Source organism: Runella rosea, assembly GCF_003325355.1.
Lineage (GTDB): Bacteria > Bacteroidota > Bacteroidia > Cytophagales > Spirosomataceae > Runella > Runella rosea.
Genome location: NZ_CP030850.1, coordinates 1,895,583 through 1,915,132, shown reverse-complemented (window position 1 = coordinate 1,915,132; position 19,550 = coordinate 1,895,583). Strand labels below are relative to the sequence as shown.

11 protein-coding genes are annotated in these 19,550 nt (G+C 43.9%); 6 read left to right on the top strand and 5 right to left on the bottom strand.

Annotated features, from left to right (window positions below; all coding sequences use genetic code 11):
• Positions 1-3: 3 nt before the first annotated feature.
• The 3 genes from DR864_RS08190 (at position 4) to DR864_RS08180 (ending at position 3,084) form a co-directional block, all read left to right on the top strand.
• Complete coding sequence (locus DR864_RS08190) at positions 4-453, top strand: DUF1572 family protein (protein ID WP_114070204.1); 450 nt, start codon at positions 4-6, stop codon at positions 451-453.
• 248 nt (positions 454-701) lie between these two features.
• The gene (locus DR864_RS08185; RefSeq protein ID WP_114070203.1) at positions 702-1,331 is read left to right on the top strand and encodes a gluconate 2-dehydrogenase subunit 3 family protein; all 630 of its coding nucleotides are present in this window, start codon (positions 702-704) and stop codon (positions 1,329-1,331) included.
• Positions 1,332-1,368: 37 nt separating this feature from the next.
• Complete coding sequence (locus DR864_RS08180; protein ID WP_114066500.1) at positions 1,369-3,084, top strand: GMC oxidoreductase; 1,716 nt, start codon at positions 1,369-1,371, stop codon at positions 3,082-3,084.
• A gap of 76 nt (positions 3,085-3,160) precedes the next feature.
• Here DR864_RS08180 and DR864_RS08170 read toward each other — a convergent pair whose 3' ends face one another.
• From DR864_RS08170 to DR864_RS08150, 5 genes are all read right to left on the bottom strand, one after another.
• Positions 3,161-3,646 carry a hypothetical protein gene (locus DR864_RS08170; protein WP_114066499.1) on the bottom strand — a complete coding sequence of 162 codons (486 nt, stop codon included), beginning with the start codon at positions 3,644-3,646 and terminating at the stop codon, positions 3,161-3,163.
• Positions 3,647-3,973: 327 nt separating this feature from the next.
• Positions 3,974-5,617, bottom strand: coding sequence for a serine hydrolase (locus tag DR864_RS08165; RefSeq protein WP_114066498.1), 1,644 nt, complete (start codon positions 5,615-5,617; stop codon positions 3,974-3,976).
• Between the two features lie 36 nt (positions 5,618-5,653).
• Positions 5,654-6,439, bottom strand: coding sequence for a hypothetical protein (locus DR864_RS08160; protein ID WP_114066497.1), 786 nt, complete (start codon positions 6,437-6,439; stop codon positions 5,654-5,656).
• A gap of 407 nt (positions 6,440-6,846) precedes the next feature.
• Entirely contained in the window at positions 6,847-7,623 is a 777-nt protein-coding gene (locus DR864_RS08155) for a LytR/AlgR family response regulator transcription factor (RefSeq protein WP_114066496.1), read from the bottom strand.
• Complete coding sequence (locus DR864_RS08150) at positions 7,620-8,738, bottom strand: sensor histidine kinase (RefSeq protein ID WP_114066495.1); 1,119 nt, start codon at positions 8,736-8,738, stop codon at positions 7,620-7,622. Before DR864_RS08150 ends, DR864_RS08155 begins: the two co-directional genes overlap by 4 nt.
• A gap of 799 nt (positions 8,739-9,537) precedes the next feature.
• On the opposite strand from DR864_RS08150, the gene DR864_RS08145 reads away from it, so the two are divergent.
• Genes DR864_RS08145 through DR864_RS08135 form a run of 3 tightly spaced genes read left to right on the top strand, consistent with a single transcriptional unit; the run spans position 9,538 to position 19,261 of the window.
• Positions 9,538-12,795, top strand: coding sequence for a CotH kinase family protein (locus tag DR864_RS08145; RefSeq protein WP_114066494.1), 3,258 nt, complete (start codon positions 9,538-9,540; stop codon positions 12,793-12,795).
• Between the two features lie 45 nt (positions 12,796-12,840).
• Positions 12,841-16,038 carry a CotH kinase family protein gene (locus tag DR864_RS08140; protein ID WP_114066493.1) on the top strand — a complete coding sequence of 1,066 codons (3,198 nt, stop codon included), beginning with the start codon at positions 12,841-12,843 and terminating at the stop codon, positions 16,036-16,038.
• Between the two features lie 22 nt (positions 16,039-16,060).
• Positions 16,061-19,261, top strand: coding sequence for a CotH kinase family protein (locus DR864_RS08135; protein ID WP_114066492.1), 3,201 nt, complete (start codon positions 16,061-16,063; stop codon positions 19,259-19,261).
• The last annotated feature ends 289 nt before the right edge of the window (positions 19,262-19,550 follow it).

Sequence of the window (19,550 nt, the reverse complement as noted above, 5' to 3'; positions counted from 1 at the left end):
ATGATGATTACACAAACATTGATTGCCCTTTTTGAGCGTGATTTGACCAAACTGAAAGAAGAGCTTCTTGCATATCAAAACGAAGAAACTATCTGGAAAACAGAAGCTCAAATTCCTAATTCGGCGGGAAACCTGACCCTGCATTTGATTGGTAATTTGAATGCTTTTATTGGGGCCGAAATTGGCAAAACGGGCTATGTCAGAAATCGCCCCTTGGAGTTCAGCGACAAGGACGTGCCTCGCGAAAAAATGATTGCAGCGTTGGATTCGACGATTCAAGTCATCAAAAATGCCTTGTCGACCCTGACCGAAGAGGATTATGCCGCCGAATATCCATTGGTCGTTTTTAAAGAAAAAATGTCGACCGAGTATTTTTTAATTCACTTGGCGGTTCATTTGGGCTATCATTTGGGGCAGGTCAACTACCACCGCCGGTTGTTAGATCGCATTTAAGCTTATTTACCAATGAGTAGATTTTCAAAGTTAAAGCGATGCATTTGAAATGAAGGTTGAAATAGGCACCTATGCTTAATAACAAACTACGTAGTAGTCAGTGAATCAGGGACATGGATAAAATTTGTGAAACTTTACGTTGAATAAAATATTCTTTGCTTAAAAAAAGCGTTTACAAAAAGTAAAAATTGGACACTTCTAATGTATTTTTACATCTTCCCAATAAGAAATTAAACTATCCTATGAACATGAACCGCAGAGAAGCATTGTCGCGGGTAGCCCTTTTGATGGGGGGTACTCTTTCGGCACCTACTTTAATGGCCTTTGGTGAAGGAGCTGCCATGCCCCCAACCGCAGGAGCTGCTTTTAGCTTTACGCCCGCCCAGCAAGCATTGGTTGCTGAAGTAGCAGAACATATCATTCCTCGTACTTCGACCCCTGGGGCGAAAGACGCAGGGGTGGGCCCTTTTATTGAGCTGATGTTGAAAGACTGCTACAAAGCGCAGGAACAACAAAACTTTTTGGATGGATTAGCAGATTTGGACGCTAAAGCCACCAAAGCCCACGGTAAGAAATTCATGGAAACCACTTCGGCCGAGCAAGTTGAAATTTTGAAACAGGTGGAAAAAGAAACCACCGAATTGATGAAAAACGCCAATGTTCAGCAGGTAAAAGTGGGAGATAATGTTGACAAAGAAGTGGTAGATTCCAAAAAACTCAAAGGCACTCCTTTCTGGCGTTTAGCCAAGGAGCTTACACTGTTTGGTTATTTTACTTCGGAGCAAGGAGCCACCAAAGCCCTTGACTATGTGCCTATTCCGGGTCGTTATGATGGATGTATTCCGTTGAAAAAAGGCCAAAAAGCGTACGCGTTATAGATAAATTACGTACAAGAATTAAAACAACTAACCTAAGATGTATCTAAATATTGATGCCCAAAAAGAAATGACTTACGACGCCATCGTCGTTGGGTCAGGGATAAGTGGCGGATGGGCGGCCAAAGAGTTGACCGAGAAAGGTTTACGAGTGTTGTGTTTGGAGCGGGGTCGTGATGTTAAACACGTAGAAGGCTACGAAACGGCCATGAAAGCTCCTTGGGAACTTGCTCACCGTGGCCGTCCAGACAATCAGTCGGCGGAAGAATATTGGGCGGGGATTCGGACTGGTTATACGGTCAACGAAGAGCACCGTTACCTTTTTGAAAACGACAGCAAAAACCCTTATTTGGAGACCCGCCCGTTTGACTGGATTCGGGCATACCATACTGGGGGGCGTTCACTGTTGTGGGGACGCCAGAGTTATCGTTGGAATGAAGAAGATTTTATGGCCAATGCCAAGGAAGGAATTTCGATTGATTGGCCTATTCGATATAAAGACCTTGCGCCGTGGTACGATTATGTTGAACGTTTTGCGGGTATCAGCGGGTCAAAAGACGGGCTTGATGTGTTGCCCGATGGTCAATTTCAGCCTGCTATGGAGCTGAACTGCCTCGAAAAGCACGTTAAGTCAGAAGTGATGCGGAAAATGGGCCGTACGTTGACGATTGGACGGGTAGCGCACCTAACCAAACCGCAGAGTATTCATACGGCATTGGGTCGGGCTGCGTGTCAGTACCGAAACATGTGTATGCGTGGCTGTCCGTTTGGGGCGTATTTCAGCACGCAAGCGGCTACTTTGCCAGCGGCGATGAAGACCAAACGGTTGACTTTAGCCAACAACAAAATCGTGTCGGAAGTATTGTACGATGAGAAGAAAGGCCGGGCTACTGGCGTGCGGACCATCGACCAAAATACGTTGGAAGTGAAGGATTATTACGCAAAAATTATCTTCCTCAATGCTTCGGCAATTCCATCGGCCTCGATTTTAATGAACTCTAAGTCAAGCCGTTTCCCAAATGGGTTAGGCAACGAGAGTGACCAATTGGGGCGCAACATCATGGACCACCACTTGGGCGTGGGTGCTTCTGGAACCTACGATGGTTTTGAAGACCAATACTATTTTGGCCGCCGTGCCAATGGGGTATACATTCCGCGTTATCGCAACTGGGGCAAAGACAAACGCGATTATGTGCGTGGATTTGGCTATCAAGGCGGAGCAAGCCGTAGCAGCTGGGGACGCGGCGTAGGCATGGAAGGTTTTGGGGCGGCGTTTAAAGAAGAAATGACGGAAGTGGGAGGTTGGAACATGGGAATCGGTGGCTTCGGTGAAGTTTTGCCAAATGAAAACAACCGCTTTACCCTTCACCCCACCAAGAAAGACAAATGGGGCATGCCGTTGGTGGTGTTTGATGCAGGTTACGGCGAAAACGAGCGTAAAATGCGGATAGACATGAAAAACGACGCGGCTGAAATGCTCGAAGCAGCAGGTTTTAAGAACATCAATGCGTACGATAACACCAAATCAAATTTGGGAATCGGTATCCACGAAATGGGTACGGCACGGATGGGTAAAGACCCCAAAACGTCGGTGCTGAATGCGCATAATCAAGTACATGCGTGTAAAAATATCTTTATGACCGATGGTGCCGCCATGACTTCGGCTTCGTGTGTGAACCCCTCGTTGACGTACATGGCGCTTACGGCCCGTGCAGCGGCGTTTGCGGTCGATGAATTGAAAAAGAAGAACCTGTAACCAGTCGACAAAGTGCGTTTACAGAAGTAGAAATAGGGTGCAGGAGGCGGTAGCAATACCGCCTCCTATTTTTTTGCTAAGATTTGTGGCCGATGCTCTCTAAAATTTTAATCGCTTCTTTCTCGGCTTCCTCGTCTTTGTCATCAAATGTTATGGAAATGAAAAAATTGGTACGGCTTTTTAAGTCGACAATCCCCGCGAACATGATGCGGTCGCCGTCTTTAAAACCTTCAACGTAATACCCCGCAAAATCATCGTTTTCAAACGTGCCTTCGTCGTCCACTTCGGTGAGTTTGAGGGTTTTGGCGGCTGCAATGGTGGCGTCGTCAATGTCGGCTGCACTGATGGCTTTTTGGTTCCAGATGTACATGAAAAGCTCCATGCCTTCACCAGCCATTTCAAATTCATTTTTTGTATCCTTCGTTATTTTAAAATCTTGGGGTACCGTTATTTCGATGTTGTAATCATCCCAATAATAGGTCTTGTCGACATTGGGCGTAAAGGAGGCTAAAGAAAACAGCATCAAAGCAGATGCAATAACGAAGCGTAGGGAGTTTTTCATTTGATTTATTGATTTGAGTTTAGATAAAGGGTAATCACTTTGAAAAATAGAAATAACATTGATTCGGGATGAATCAATTGGGTTATGCTCTGTGTATCAGAGAATTATTAAGTAAGTGTGTGGAGAAAAACTTGTTAAGAGAAGTGTGCGGAAGAAATTGAGGCAAGGAGGCCTATTGAATATGTTAAATTAACTTTTCAACTTGATGATGTCAAGCAGTTTTACCTAAATAAAATTGAACCGATGCCCAAAGGCGTTCTCTGGTAGCGGTTCAATTTTATGAAAAAGGAGTCAAAACGGGTATTTCTTAAAATCTTTTCAGTTACTTCATTTTTTTCCTTCAATTTTTTGACCTCCTTGGTATAAAATCAATTTGTCGATCTGGCCGCTTTCATTTTTAAAGAACTCTACTTGGGCATCGACTACTTTAAGAAAAAACTTGGTTTCTGACTCGGCAAAGAGTTCATTTTTGCCCTGACCCGTTGCTTGCGCAAAGAGCTTCTGACCTTCTTGGGTAATGCTAAGAATAAAACCTGGCGCGAGTTGATACTCCCCCGTGTATTTAGCTAAAACCGTTTCATCTACTTTTTGCTCCATGCGCGTGGGAATGGGTTTGTCGGTTTTGGTCCAAAGCATGGTCTGTGCTCCCCGCTGACTAGAAATTACACCCGTAATCATCTGATTTACATCGCGTTGGAAGTTGAGAAATGACAAAGATGTTTCAAAAAAGAACTTGTCTTTATCGTATGGTTTTATGTGAGATTTGGACCCTCCTGTGCGCTGGGAATAGAGCTTTCCGTTTTCCAAAGAAATAATCCGTTGACCTACTTCGGGGTTTTCATACACACCAGTATAGCTTTTTAAGGTGTTTTCATCCAACGCAACTTCTTTAAAATTATAGGGTTTGTCAATGGCCCAAGCGGCCAATTTGGCGGCGACATTATCGGGTGATTTGGCGGTAGAATTAGAGAAAACGGCCACAAACACATCTTCTTTGGGTAAATAAATAGAGCTTGTCAAAAATCCGTTGATGCCCCCGCCGTGTTCGATGGTCGAGCTTCCCTGAATATCCCCCAAAAACCACCCGTAGCCATAGTTGGTCGGTTTGCCATTGATAAGCTTATACGGCGTAAATGCTTTCTCCAACGTTTCTTTTCTCACTAACTGATAGGCATGAACGGCTTGGTGCCATTTCCACAAATCTTCAACCGTTGATTGAATAGAGCCCGCCGCGTAGGGCAATGTCATGCTCATAGGTGAGGCATTCTGAATACCATCTTTTCCTTGTTCATAACCCGCTGCTCGGTTGAGAATCAATTTGGCGTCGTTTCCATAATAAGAATGGGTCATGCCCAGTGGCTTGAAAAATACTTGCTCAACGTAGTCGGGATAGGTTTTGCCCGACACTTTTTCGATGATGTAGCCCAGCAAAAAAAAGCCCGAGTTGTTGTAGTGCCACTTAGTACCTGGGGCAAAGTCCATGGGCTGATTCTTGAAAAAATGAATGAGTTCTTCGGGTTTCATATCCTTCTGAATCACATCTCCAAACTCTTTCATGTCGGTGTAGCTCTTAATGCCCGAGGTGTGGGTCAGCAAATGCTCAACGGTTATTTTATGGCCGTGGGTGGGATAATCAGGAATAAATTTGGTGATTTCGTCCTCCAAACTCAGTTTTCCCTGCTCCATTAGTTGCAGAATAGCCACCGCCGTAAACTGTTTTGTAATTGAGCCGATGCGAAAAACCATTGACGTTTGCATCGGTACGTTCAACTCCAAATTTGCCTGCCCAAATGCTTTTTGGTAGATGATTTTGCCTTTTTGCGCCACCAGCGCTGTGGCTCCCGATTCGCTGGATTTGAATTGTTCGGTGAGTAGCTTGTCAAATTCTGACGTAAGGGTGGGGCTTTGGGCAAAAACTATCCCCGCTGTGAAGTACCAAACAGATACAAAGAGAATTTTTAATGTTTTCATGGAAGGTTTGTCGGTTAATGTAGATTGGCTGTGTTTTTATTTTTTTCGTACTAGGGTATGTTTTAGTGCTCCAAAATCGGCTAATCCGCATTCGTTATTGGATTTGTCAAATTCGACGCATTTGATTTGGTGAATAAGCAAGGTGTCGCCTCGAAATTTGAAGGCCATCCATTCTTTTTTGTCTTCGCTACTGCTCAAGCTTACTTGGTCAATCTGTAACCCCGGCCCGATGTAGTCAATGGCTGGTTGATAATAACGGTAGTTTTCCAAACCTGTTACTTCGCCATTGTTTTTAAATTCAACTTCTTTGCCGTCAGCCAAACTGTATTTTCCTTTAAACAGGATTTCTTCCAGAATGAGCGGGTTGTTTTTTTCGTTAGTCTTAGCGTGAGGACTGATTTTTACGAAGGTCTTATTGCCGATTTCAATTTTGGTCGGTGAGATTATTTTGATGTCTTTCAGGGGGCGCGTTAGGCTGTCGATTACTACTTCGTAGAGTTGGTAGGCGTCGTCTTTTTTTAGGACCGTGATTTCTTCACTGCCCTCATGAAAATTCCAGACCATCATGGTGGGTTGGAGGGTGCTGTCTGGTATCACCAGAAAAACTTCTTCGCTCCCTTCTTGTGATTTTTGGGGCGATTGGTGCGCTTTGATGTCGTTAAAATAACTTTCGCTCAACCAATATCCCGAAAAAGGAAGGGCAGCAGACGTTGTTTTGAAATCTGTGGTAGTGGCTGTGGTAGATTCTCCCTGCTGTTCTGGTTTTGAGCAACCTGCAAGTAGTACTCCCAAAACTAGGAGAAGAGAAAAGATTTGTTTCATGAATTTGAAGTAAAGCAATGACAATGAGTCAAACTTACTTCGGGTTTTTTATATATCCAATACAATCGTTAGGGACTTATTATTAGGTCGAATACAGGAGCAAAAAAATCAAGCACGCGAAAAACAAGGTCTTTCGCGTGGCTTACTCACTTAATTTATCTAAAAATTTTTACGCAAAAAGGTCTTTTGCGTGGTAATGTTTTTGTATTAGTCGAATAGGAAATACGTCGCCAACGGTTGTAGCGGAGGTTGAAAGGGCATTTTAATAAGAGTGTTAATAATGTGTGTTAATGGTTCAAAAATGCAAAAGAATGCCATAGCCCCCAAATGAAAGTGCCTAAATGCCTGTTTTCAGTAGCTAAATCGGGTATTTGTGGAGTTGAATAACGGAGTTGTTCCAAACCGAATTATTTTCCAAACCATTCTTTAAAGCTGGTTACTCGGTCGCCGCTCACAAAGATTTCCTGTCGTGGTGGAGGAACAACTTCGACTTTAAGTTTTCCTCCTGAATACGTATGTACCGTATGAATGGCTGATAGTGCTACCAGAAAAGACCGATTAAGTCGAAAGAAAAGATGCGGGTCGAGAAGTTGGACTAGTCGTTCGAGGCTATAATCCACGATGAGGCGAAGACCTTCGTGGGTGGTTAGTAACGTTGCTTTTTCTTCAAACGAAAAATAAGCGATGTCCTGTATTTTTATGCTGCGAAGTTTCGTACCTATTGTAACCATAAAACGGTCTTTGTAGGCTGGCGTTGTTGATTTTTTGAGAATTTGAAGCAGCGCTGATACATTGTTTTCAGTGGATTGGATAGGTTTGTTTTGCCACAATGCCTTGAATTTATCCAACGCGGCGGCCAACTCGTTTGGATCAATGGGTTTAAGCAAGTAATCAATGCTGTTGACCTTAAATGCTTGAAGCATGTAATCGTCGTAGGCTGTCGTAAAAATAACGGGTATGGTAAGTTGCAGTTCTTCAATGATTCGAAACCCTAGGTCATCTTCTAGGTGAATGTCAAGAAACAATAGATCGGGCCAATCATATTGGTTTTCTTTAAACCAATGCACCGTTTTGGTGACTGAAGGGAGTTGTGCCGATATTCGAATACTGGGGTCGTAGCGGGTAAGTAACGTTTCTAGCCACTGCGCCGTTAATTTTTCATCTTCAATAATCAGGACATTCATGTCAGAAGCGGAATTTTAACTATAAAAACAGTATCCTGGTCCTCTACCAAAACGGGGTAATCTGTCAGAAGTTTGTAACGATTAATGATATTTTGTAGCCCTAAACCGGTGGAGGTTTCCAATTTAGGACGGAGCTGGATGGGATTGCTCACAATTAAATAATTCGATTTGATAAAAATAGAAACTTTGAGTGGTGCCTCGTCTGACATTTGGTTGTGTTTCACGGCGTTTTCAATTAATAACTGTAACGTAAGTGGAGCTACGAAATAATGCCCTGCGTCCTGCTCCGAGAGGTCAATGCTCACCTGCAACTTATCGTCAAAACGCGTATTAAGTAGAAAGATATAGGTTTTAAGAAAGTCTAGTTCTTTTTTCAAAATGATACGCTCGTGGTCGCTTTGTTCTAAAATATAACGATAGGCTTTTGATAGTCGATTGATAAATTGAATGGATAAAGTGGGGTCGGTTTCAATCAGAGATGTCAGGATACTGAAATTATTAAACAAAAAATGAGGACTTACCTGATTTCTCAGAGCGGTAAATTTTGCTTGAGCATTTTCTTTTTCCAAACGTTCGGTTTTGATTTGGATTTCACTCAATTGATAATACGCTCTTCGGTTGGAGGCTAAATAAAAAGCCGATAAAAGAGCCATGATAGTAAGGCCATTATTCGATTTCTTCTTTTGACTTCTCGTGTATTGAAGGGCCATTGTACTTTGATAAGACCTGTTTTGGGTAAGCCCAAATTGCGTTTCTAAGGCACTCTCGGCAGTGCTCCATAATGTTCGGAAGCCCGTATTATAGACAACAGCCATGGCGCAGGCAATGATAAACATGGCCAATTGGGCAGGAATTTTAAACTCCATCAAAAAGTCAGTACCAAACCACCCGAATAGTTGTTGTTGAATCCATTCTATAACGCTTATCCAAACAAAGAAAAAGAGTACAATGACCGTAATTTCCATCACCCATAATGGAAGTCTTTGGGCCAGCGAAATCTCCTCGAAATCATAAATACTGATATATACTCGAAGCGGCATATAAATGATAGAGATACTTAATGCGAGTTGCCATTTTTGGCGAGTTGTAAGCCGGGCGGAGTGGGTGGTGTTCATTGACTATAAAAATAAATTATAGGGCCCTGAATACCAAATCAATCCGCCTGAATCCTGATTTTGAGTCATTGAATGACTTACATCAAGACCTGAGTGTTTTTCAATGTTGGTGTGTATGACTAAATAGTAACTACTGGTACCTTTAGTTCATCTGCAAAAAATGATGTATAAATGCTAAAAAATATCCCTGATATCACAAGAACCAAATCTCTGTAAAATAGAATGAAAATCATGAATACAAGGCATGTAGAATTAAAGATTTAATTTTTTATTTAGCTACTTTTAACTAGTCCTGAAGAATAATCGACCGTTTGATAACTTTTCAGTCACATTCTTAGGCATTTTGAGCTTTGTCTAAGGATAAACTTTTATAATTGTGGCTCTCTAAATAATAAAATGTATTATAGCCTTATAATGAAGGAGATATATTGATAAATGTTCGGGTATAAATTTTTACGAATAAGAAATCAACATTAAATCACGAGAGTACGTGAAAGCAAGAAGGATATTTATATGAACACAGGGGGGCTATTACATATACTTAGTAAAAGTTAAAACTTTTGGTTCTTATTTTTAATTTAAGGTTACTTTGAAATACCCTATTTTAATCTCTCTAAAGTTATTTTATCGCCTATTTTGATTTGTAGTTTTAAGAATAGTAAACGGCGAATAATCTATTGTTAGCAATCATTGGGATAATTCAGAAGTGGGTCTGGGTGTGAAAAAGAGCTGGATTTCTAGAAAATATCTGTTGTTTTTAGCTTACATCAAATTTCACCCTACACCGTAATTAAACCCTATGAAAAAAATTATACTTCTTTCGATTTTTGTGTGCTATTCAGTTTTTTTGTCAGCACAAATCAAAATCAATGAATTGATGGCCTCCAATGCTAGCACCATCACTGATAATGCTGGCGCTTACTCAGACTGGTTGGAGTTGTACAATCCTACTGCATCCCCGATTGATTTGGCGGGGTATTACATTACCGACAATTTCTCCAATTTGATGAAATTTCGTTTTATCACTACGATGGGTCAGGTGGTGGTGCCAGCCAACGGCTACTTAATCATCTGGGCTAGCGGTGAGGTGACACGGGGTGCAAAACACACGAGTTTTTCGCTTTCTGCGGATGGCGAGGTATTGGCGTTGGTTTTGCCCGATGGGTCAACGATTGTAGATAGCCTGTCGTTTGGGCCGCAGTGGAGGGATATCTCTTACGGGAGAGAACCGAATGGGTCGGCTACTTTTAAGTATTTTTCGCCCGCATCGCCGGGTACCGTAAATCTTACGGCGAATGCGTACACGGGTTTGGCCGCATCTCCGGTGTTTTCGGCTGAAAGTGGTTTTTACCCAAGCACGTTTTCGCTGACTATCAGTACAACAGAGCCAGGCGGAATCATTTATTATACCACCGATGGCTCCGATCCGAGCAGTGGAAATTTGGCAGGGACCAATTACTCCTACAAGAATCAATACCCCGAATTTGTGGGTCAAACGGCAGGGCCGAGTTACACAAATACCTACCGGTCATATCAGTACAACGGTACTCCTATCAGCATTATAAACCGAAATTCGCCCGTACTGCCCAATGTCGTCTCTAATATTTCGACCACGATAAAATACAGCTATACTCCACCGCAGGCCGACTCAGTGTATAAAGGAACGACCGTACGCGCCAGGGTGTATGTGCCCGGAAAGTTGCCGAGTGAAATCATCTCTAAAATATACTTTTTTACGCCTTCTGGGCTATCAAAATATACTGTTCCGGTTATATCTATCCAAACCACTCCCAGCCGACTTTTTGATTATACCGACGGAATTTACGTTGCTGGAAAAGATTTTGTGGATTATAGGAACGGAACTAACACGTCGGGCACTGAAAAGAATTACAATCGCTCTACCGAAATTCCCGTCAATTTTGAAATACTGGATACCAACGGTGTAAAATTCAGCCAGAATGTGGGCCTACGTATACATGGCTCAGGTTCGAGAGATCTTGATAAAAAAAGCCTACGATTCTATGCCAGCGGTGCTTACGGTGCTCCCGAATTTAATTATCCGCTCGTGCCTACGCTTCCCTTTACCAATTTTAAGCGTTTTATGTTGAAAACATCAGGAAATGACTACGAAAGAACGTTGTTTAGGGATGCATCTATTTCACAAATGGCCCAAGGACTGAATTTTGAAAATCAACAGTCTCGTCCTTCTGTAATGTTTATCAACGGTGAATACTGGGGGATTCACCACCTTATGGAACGCCTCGACGAGTACCATTATGCCAATCACTACAACATTAATGCGGATTCGATAGAACATTATACGGGCTTTAATGACAACAACGTGCCCGAAATTGAGGATGATTCGGGTCATTGGGGAATTACGCTCAATTTTATGAAAAATAATACGATGTCTAACACCTCAAACTATAATTATATAAAGGAACGCATTGATGTTGAGAGTTTTATTGATTATACGGTCATGGAGTTGTACGTAGCCAATTGGGACTGGCCCGTTGGGAATATCACTTATTGGAGGTACAAAACACCCTATTCTTCCACAAAGGGCAAAGGCAAGGATGGCCGTTGGCGTTGGGCTTTGTACGATACTGATTTGAGTTTTGAAGAGTACAATGAAAACTACTTCACCAAATTCGATAATCCCAGTGCAAATGATTACCCTTATAAATACCTCATTGAGAATACTGAGTTCAAAAACCAGTTCATTACCCGTTACGCCGATTTGATTAATACCCATTTTCAACCCGCCCGCTTGTTGGAGATTATCAACGCCAAAAAAAATGTTATTGATGCAGAAATAAGGGGGAATATTACCCGTTGGCAGCGCCCCTCAACGTATGCGGCTTGGCTGGGTTTTGTAAACCTCATGACTACGTTTGCCTCGCTGCGTCCACCCATTGTTCGCGGACATATTCAGAGTCGATTTAGTCTGACTGGTCAGTACGACTTGACGGTCAATGTCTCCAACCCAGACCACGGTTATGTGCGGGTCAACACGATTGATATTTTGCCAACAACCCCTGGGGTGACTGCTTCACCTTACCCTTGGACGGGTAAATACTTTTATAAGTCTGATAACTCTATTTCGGTGGTGATACGGGCGCGTCCGAAACCTGGCTATAAGTTCAAACATTGGGTCTATAATGCCACAATACTGACCGATAGTGTACAGACCATTACAGCGACTTCGGCCCGTAGCTATACGGCGGTTTTTGAGTCGGCGATATTGTCCGAAAATCCAGTGCCTACGGCCGCACTATTGGAAGCGTGCGGGTATAGTTTAACCGCGTGGGATTCTACCTCGGCGGCTGGAACGACCCCTGCCCACATGAAATTTGTGTATATGGCAGATGGCGACCCAGGGGTTAGTTCGGCCATAGCAGGTTATACCAATGGTGCCTACAATTTGACAAGTTCTACGAGAATAAACGGACGTAATGCCCGGGGGTTTTCTTTCATAAATACAGGTGGAGGGAATAATGCTGGGTATCCTGCAACGGGGACAGGAGGACAGTTGGGCGGTGCTATTTTGGCATTGAATACCCAAGATAAGAGTTCAGTTAAGGTGAAATGGACGGGACGAACAATAGCGGTAGGCGCTCGTGAATACGGCATTCGTTTACAATATCGCATTGGAGATCAATTAGCATTCGACAATCTATTGGATAGCAATAATCAAATTATTGAATACAGCCGAGGAGTAGCAGGAGATAGTGCAGTATTCGAAGTAGAGTTGCCTGCACCTTTATTAAATCAACCCTACATTCAGTTATTGTGGCGATACTATAAGAAAAATGGTTCAAGTAGTAATCGAGACGAATTGGGGGTGGACAATATTATCGTAGAAAGCCAACGGGTGTTGAGCGGGACTAGTGCAGCGGGTGCGAGCACGGTGAGTGATGGCGTATTGTTTTCGACGGTGAGTGTGGGCAGCAGTTCGAATGTGTTGTACGAAGCCAAACGCTTTATTGAACTGAATCCAGGCTTTAATACGAGCCAAGGGGCGGTGTTTCGAGCCCAAATTAATGGTTGCCCATAAGTTGGAGTTTCTTTGAATATTGCTCAACTCAGCTTCTTACGCTCTATGAAAAGATATTTTACCCTCCTGCTTCTTGTGTTGGTGAGTGCTACTGTTATTAGGGCACAAGTAAAGATTAATGAGCTCATGGCGTCGAATGAGAATACGCTTGTTGACAACACAGGGGAATATTCTGATTGGGTAGAACTACACAATCCAAGCGGAGCTGCGATAGACTTGGCGGGGTATTATCTGACGGATGATTATTCAAATTTAAAGAAATTTCGATTTACATCTACCACGGGACAGGTGGTGGTACCTGCCAACGGATACTTGATTATTTGGGCCAGCAGTACGGTGTCAAGAGGGGCGAATCACACGAGTTTTTCGTTGTCGGCGGATGGAGAGCGTGTAGCTTTGGTGATGCCAGATGGCCTGAGTATTGTGGACAGTCTGACGTTTGGTCCCCAACGGATGGATATATCTTATGGTCGGCTGCCCAACGGAGGTAGTGGTTTGAAGTACTTTACGGCACCTACACCTGGGTCGGCTAATGTGGTTTCAAACAGTTATGATGAGTTGTTGAGCCCGCCCGTTTTTTCCCATGCAGGCGGGTTTTACAGCAGTAGTTTTGGTTTGACGATTAGTCATCCAGACGCTGGGGTGAGTATTTATTACACCACTGATGGGTCGGTACCATCGGCGGGGAGTTTGACACCACAGAGCTATACCTACCGCAACAACTATCCAGGCAGTAACCAGACGAAGCAGTACCAATCATATAGCTACACGGGCCCTTTGACGGTGGATGATGCATCGAGTTTACCCAACAAAATCAGCACGATAGCCAGTACGCACAGCCAAAGTTTGAGTTATTTGCCGACGTCTCCGCTTTATAAGGGGAAGGTGGTTCGGGCGGTGGCGGTGAAGGCGGGGGCTTTGACGAGTGAAATCACGTCGAGTTCATTTTTCTTTTCATCGAGTGGAGTCAATAAGTTTACACTACCTGTGGTGTCGGTGATGTCGCAGGAGGATGGGTTATTTTCATACAACAATGGGATTTATGTACCGGGGATTGATTTTGACAATTGGCGTAATGCAAATCCTTCGCTCACTCCCGATTTTGGAAGTCCGGGTAATTATCGACGCACAGGCGAGCCTGCCGAACGGGCATCCCATTTTGAAATTATTGAATCTGATACGGTAGTCTACAAGCAAGATGTGGGGATTCGTATCAATGGTGGTTGGTCCCGGGGGTTTAAATTTAAATCATTGAGGTTGTACGGCACAGATCAATATAAAACAATTGAGCACCCTTTGTTCCCTCAATTGCCGTATGATGAATATAAAACATTTATCCTGCGGAATGCAGGAAATGATTACAATGGAACATATTTTAAGGATGCGCTTGTCCATGAAACCGTAGCCCACTTGAAGATTGATATTCAGGCGTATCGACCCGCTATTCTTTTTTTGAACGGTGAATATTGGGGTATTCATAACATGCGTCAGCGGCAAGATAAACACTATTACGCTCAGAAATACGGAGTGAATGAAGATAGCTTGGACATCATAGGAGAAGAGATTGAAGAGGGCACTACTACTCACTATAGGTCGATGATTAGTTATATTAATACCAATGGTGTAGTAAGCAATACCCACTATGATTATGTTCAAACCCAGATGGATGTGGAGAGCTTTCGCGACTATCAGATAACCGAGATATTTTACAATAATCAGGATTGGGGAACCAATAATATTAAATATTGGCGTTTGCAAGTCCCTTATAATCCATCAGCACCTTTGGGGCACGATGGTCGATGGCGCTGGAGCTTATATGATGCCGATGCTACAATTAGTAATTGGACGGACAACAGATTGTCGATTGCTTCTTCATTTACAAATTATTGGGACGCGGGCTTTCTATTGGGAAAGTTATTGCAGAATCAGTCATTTCGGAACGATTTTATCAATCGATTTGCCGATTTAATGAATACAGTATTCACTACGTCTTATCTCACGGATTTTATTGCAGCAAAACGTAATGGAATAAGCGCTGAGATTCCTGCTCATCTTGAGCGTTGGAAAACCTTATCGGATAGCGCAGCGTGGCTGTCGAAAATTACTAATTGTGTTCTTTTTTTTCAACAGCGCCCTGGCTATCAGCGAACCCATATCCAAAGCAAATTTGGTCTCAACGGTCAGTACAACTTGACGGTCAATGTGTCGAATCCTGCCCACGGTTACGTGCGGGTCAACACGATTGATATTTTGCCGAGTACTCCGGGTGTGACTGCTTCGCCTTACCCTTGGACGGGAAGCTACTTTTATAAGTCGGATAATTCGATTCCCGTGGTGATACGGGCACGTCCGAAACTTGGGTATAAGTTCAAACATTGGGTGTATAATGCAACGATATTGACCGACAGCGTGCAGACCATTACGGCGACTTCGGCCCGTAGCTATACGGCAGTTTTTGAGCCCGCCTTGGTATCCGCGACGTTGGGCTCTTGTGGATATTCTTTTCAGGAGTGGGCCTCTAGTTCGGTGGCGGGTACATTTCCAGCGAACATGAAATTTGTTTACATGGCCGACGTTGACCCGGGAGTAAACTCGGAAGTGAAGGGTTTTACGACGGGAGGCTATGCCCTGACGAGCGGCACGCGGATTCGTGGTCAGGGCGTAAACGGCGTTTCGTTTGTAAATACGGGTAGCGGAACGGTTTATCCTGGCACGAAGCTAGGCGGAGCTCTTTTAGTGTTGAACACGGAAGGCAAAGACAGCGTAAGTGTGACATGGACGGGACGGACGGTATCTAGGGGAGCGCAGGAATATGGGATTCGACTTCAGTATAGTATTGACAAGATAGAAGGATTTAGAGATGTATTAGATGCCAATAATCAATTGGTTGAATACAGCCGAGGCGCCAATGGGAGCAGTTCGGTGTTGAGGGTAAATTTACCGAGTGCGTTGTTGAATCAGCCCTATTTGTATTTGCTGTGGCGTTATTATCGCAAGGCCGGCACGAGTGGTAATCGCGACGAGTTGGGTTTGGATAATATTTTTGTGGAGAGCAAACGGGTGTTGAGCGGGCCTAGTGCAGCGGGTGCGAGCACGGTGAGTGATGGCGTATTGTTTTCGACGGCGAGTGTGGGCAGCAGTTCGAATGTGTTGTACGAGGCCAAGCGCTTTATTGAACTGAATCCAGGCTTTAATACGAGCCAAGGGGCGGTGTTTCGAGCCCAAATTAATGGCTGTCCGTAGAAAAAAATGAACCTTACATCGTATGAAAAACTATTTTACCCTCCTGCTTCTTGTGTTGGTGAGTGCTACTGTTATTAGGGCACAAGTAAAGATTAATGAGCTCATGGCGTCGAATGAGAATACGCTTGTTGACAACACGGGGGAATATTCTGATTGGGTAGAACTACACAATCCAAGCGGAGTTGCGATAGACTTGGGGGGGTATTATCTGACGGATGATTATTCAAATTTAAAGAAATTTCGATTTACATCTACCACGGGACAGGTGGTGGTACCTGCCAACGGATACTTGATTATTTGGGCCAGCAGTACGGTGTCAAGAGGGGTGAATCACACGAGTTTTTCGTTGTCGGCGGATGGAGAGCGGGTAGCTTTGGTGATGCCAGATGGCCTGAGTATAGTGGATAGTCTGACGTTTGGCCCCCAACGGATGGATATATCTTATGGTCGGCTGCCCAACGGAGGTAGTGGTTTGAAGTACTTTACGGCACCTACACCTGGATCGGCCAATGTGGCATCTAACAGTTATGATGAGTTGTTGAGCCCGCCCGTTTTTTCCCATGCAGGCGGGTTTTACAGCAGTAGTTTTGGTTTGACGATTAGTCATCCAGACGCTGGGGTGAGTATTTATTACACCACTGATGGGTCGGTACCATCGGCGGGGAGTTTGACACCACAGAGCTATACCTACCGCAACAACTATCCAGGCAGTAACCAGACGAAGCAGTACCAATCATATAGCTACACGGGCCCTTTGACGGTGGATGATGCATCGAGTTTACCCAACAAAATCAGCACGATAGCCAGTACTCACAGCCAAAGTTTGAGTTATTTGCCGACGTCTCCGCTTTATAAGGGGAAGGTGGTTCGGGCGGTGGCGGTGAAGGCGGGGGCTTTGACGAGTGAAATCACGTCGAGTTCTTTTTTCTTTTCATCGAGTGGAGTCAATAAGTTTACACTACCTGTGGTGTCGGTGATGTCGCAGGAGGATGGGTTATTTTCATACAACAATGGGATTTATGTACCGGGGATTGATTTTGACAATTGGCGTAATGCAAACCCCACTCAGACGCCGGGGCCTGCGAGTCCCGCTAATTATCATCGGAGTGGTGAGTCGGCTGAGCGACCTGCTCATTTCGAAATCATTGAGACTGATACCGTGGTTTACAAACAGGATGTAGGCTTGCGAATAAACGGATCGTCGTCGGCAAGTTATCGGGTTAAGTCACTGCGGTTGTACGGTACTGACCAGTACAAAACCATTGAGCATCCTTTATTTCCGCAATTGCCCTATGATGAATATAAAACGTTTATCCTACGAAATTCTGGTCAAGATTATACATCGACTTTGTTTCGTGATGCGCTCGCACACGAATCGGTAGCGCACTTAAATATTGATATTCAGGCGTATCGACCCGCTATTCTTTTTTTGAACGGTGAATATTGGGGTATTCATAACATGCGTCAGCGGCAAGATAAACACTATTACGCTCAGAAATACGGAGTGAATGAAGATAGCTTGGACCTTATTGATACGGAGATAGAAGAAGGGAGCGCAACTCATTACAATGCGATGCTTAACTACATTTACAACAATGGAGTAACAAGCAGCACAAACTATAATTATGTAAAGACCCAGATGGATGTTGAAAATTTTAGAGATTATCAGATTATTGAAATCTTTTATAACAATCAGGACTGGGGAACCAATAATAACCGGTATTGGAGACGGCAGGTAGCCTACACACCGACAGCACCTTATGGGCTCGATGGCCGATGGCGATGGAGTTTATATGACTTAGATTTGTCGATGTCAGATGCTTCACAAGATCGTTTATCTGCCGCATCCGAAGGTGCCAGCAATTCTTTTGCCCCCGGTTTTTTATTAGCGCGATTATTGCAGAATCAGACATTTCGGAATGATTTTATAAATCGTTTTGCCGATTTAATGAATACAACTTTTTTACCCAATCGTATCAGCCAACTCATTGAGGGTAAACGTGATGGGATAAGCGCCGAGATTCCTGCTCATCTTACACGTTGGAAGACTTTAACGGATAGTTCAACATGGCTGACCCGAATTGCGAGCTGTATTAAGTTTGTGCAAGACCGCCCTGGCTATCAGCGAACCCACATTCGAAACAAATTTGGTCTTAGCGGTCAGTACAACTTGACGGTCAATGTGTCGAATCCTGCCCACGGTTACGTGCGGGTCAACACGATTGATATTTTGCCGAGTACTCCGGGTGTGACTGCTTCGCCTTACCCTTGGACGGGAAGCTACTTTTATAAGTCGGATAATTCGATTCCCGTGGTGATACGGGCACGTCCGAAACTTGGGTATAAGTTCAAACATTGGGTGTATAATGCAACGATATTGACCGACAGTGTGCAGACCATTACGGCGAGTTCGGCCCGTAGCTATACGGCAGTTTTTGAGCCCGCCTTGGTATCCGCGACGTTGGGCTCTTGTGGATATTCTTTTCAGGAGTGGGCCTCTAGTTCGGTGGCGGGTACATTTCCAGCGAACATGAAATTTGTTTACATGGCCGACGTTGACCCGGGAGTAAACTCGGAAGTGAAGGGTTTTACGACGGGAGGCTATGCCCTGACGAGCGGCACGCGGATTCGTGGTCAGGGCGTAAACGGCGTTTCGTTTGTAAATACGGGTAGCGGAACGGTTTATCCTGGCACGAAGCTAGGCGGAGCTCTTTTAGTGTTGAACACGGAAGGCAAAGACAGCGTAAGTGTGACATGGACGGGACGGACGGTATCTAGGGGAGCGCAGGAATATGGGATTCGACTTCAGTATAGTATTGACAAGATAGAAGGATTTAGGGATGTATTAGATGCCAATAATCAATTGGTTGAATACAGCCGAGGCGCCAATGGGAGCAGTTCGGTGTTGAGGGTAAATTTACCGAGTGCGTTGTTGAATCAGCCCTATTTGTATTTGCTGTGGCGTTATTATCGCAAGGCCGGCACGAGTGGTAATCGCGACGAGTTGGGTTTGGATAATATTTTTGTGGAGAGCAAACGGGTGTTGAGCGGGACTACGGTAGTGGGCGCGAGCACAGTGAGTGATGGCGTGCTGTTTTCGACGGCGAGTGTGGGCAGCAGTTCGAATGTGTTGTACGAGGCCAAGCGCTTTATTGAACTGAATCCAGGCTTTAATACGAATCAGGGGGCGGTGTTTCAAGCCCAAATTAATGGTTGCCCGTAGGGGGAATTTGCTCAGTTTTTTTAATGCTTTTACGGTTTGAAAAAGGCATATTTATTAGTACAAGTTCTTTTTGATAGAAACGCTTCTCTGGGTGCTTAAAAGTAAAAACCAACCATTATATAGAAATATTTTTTTCTAATCGCAATTTAGTGCGTAAGCCTACTATTCGCATAATTAATTGCTTTTGTACTTCTGCAAATATGGCTGCAAATTGACCCATTTGTCTCTTGCTGATTTTGTTTTATTAACTTAAATGAAATTGTAGTATACGAATAATGATGCCTTGTCG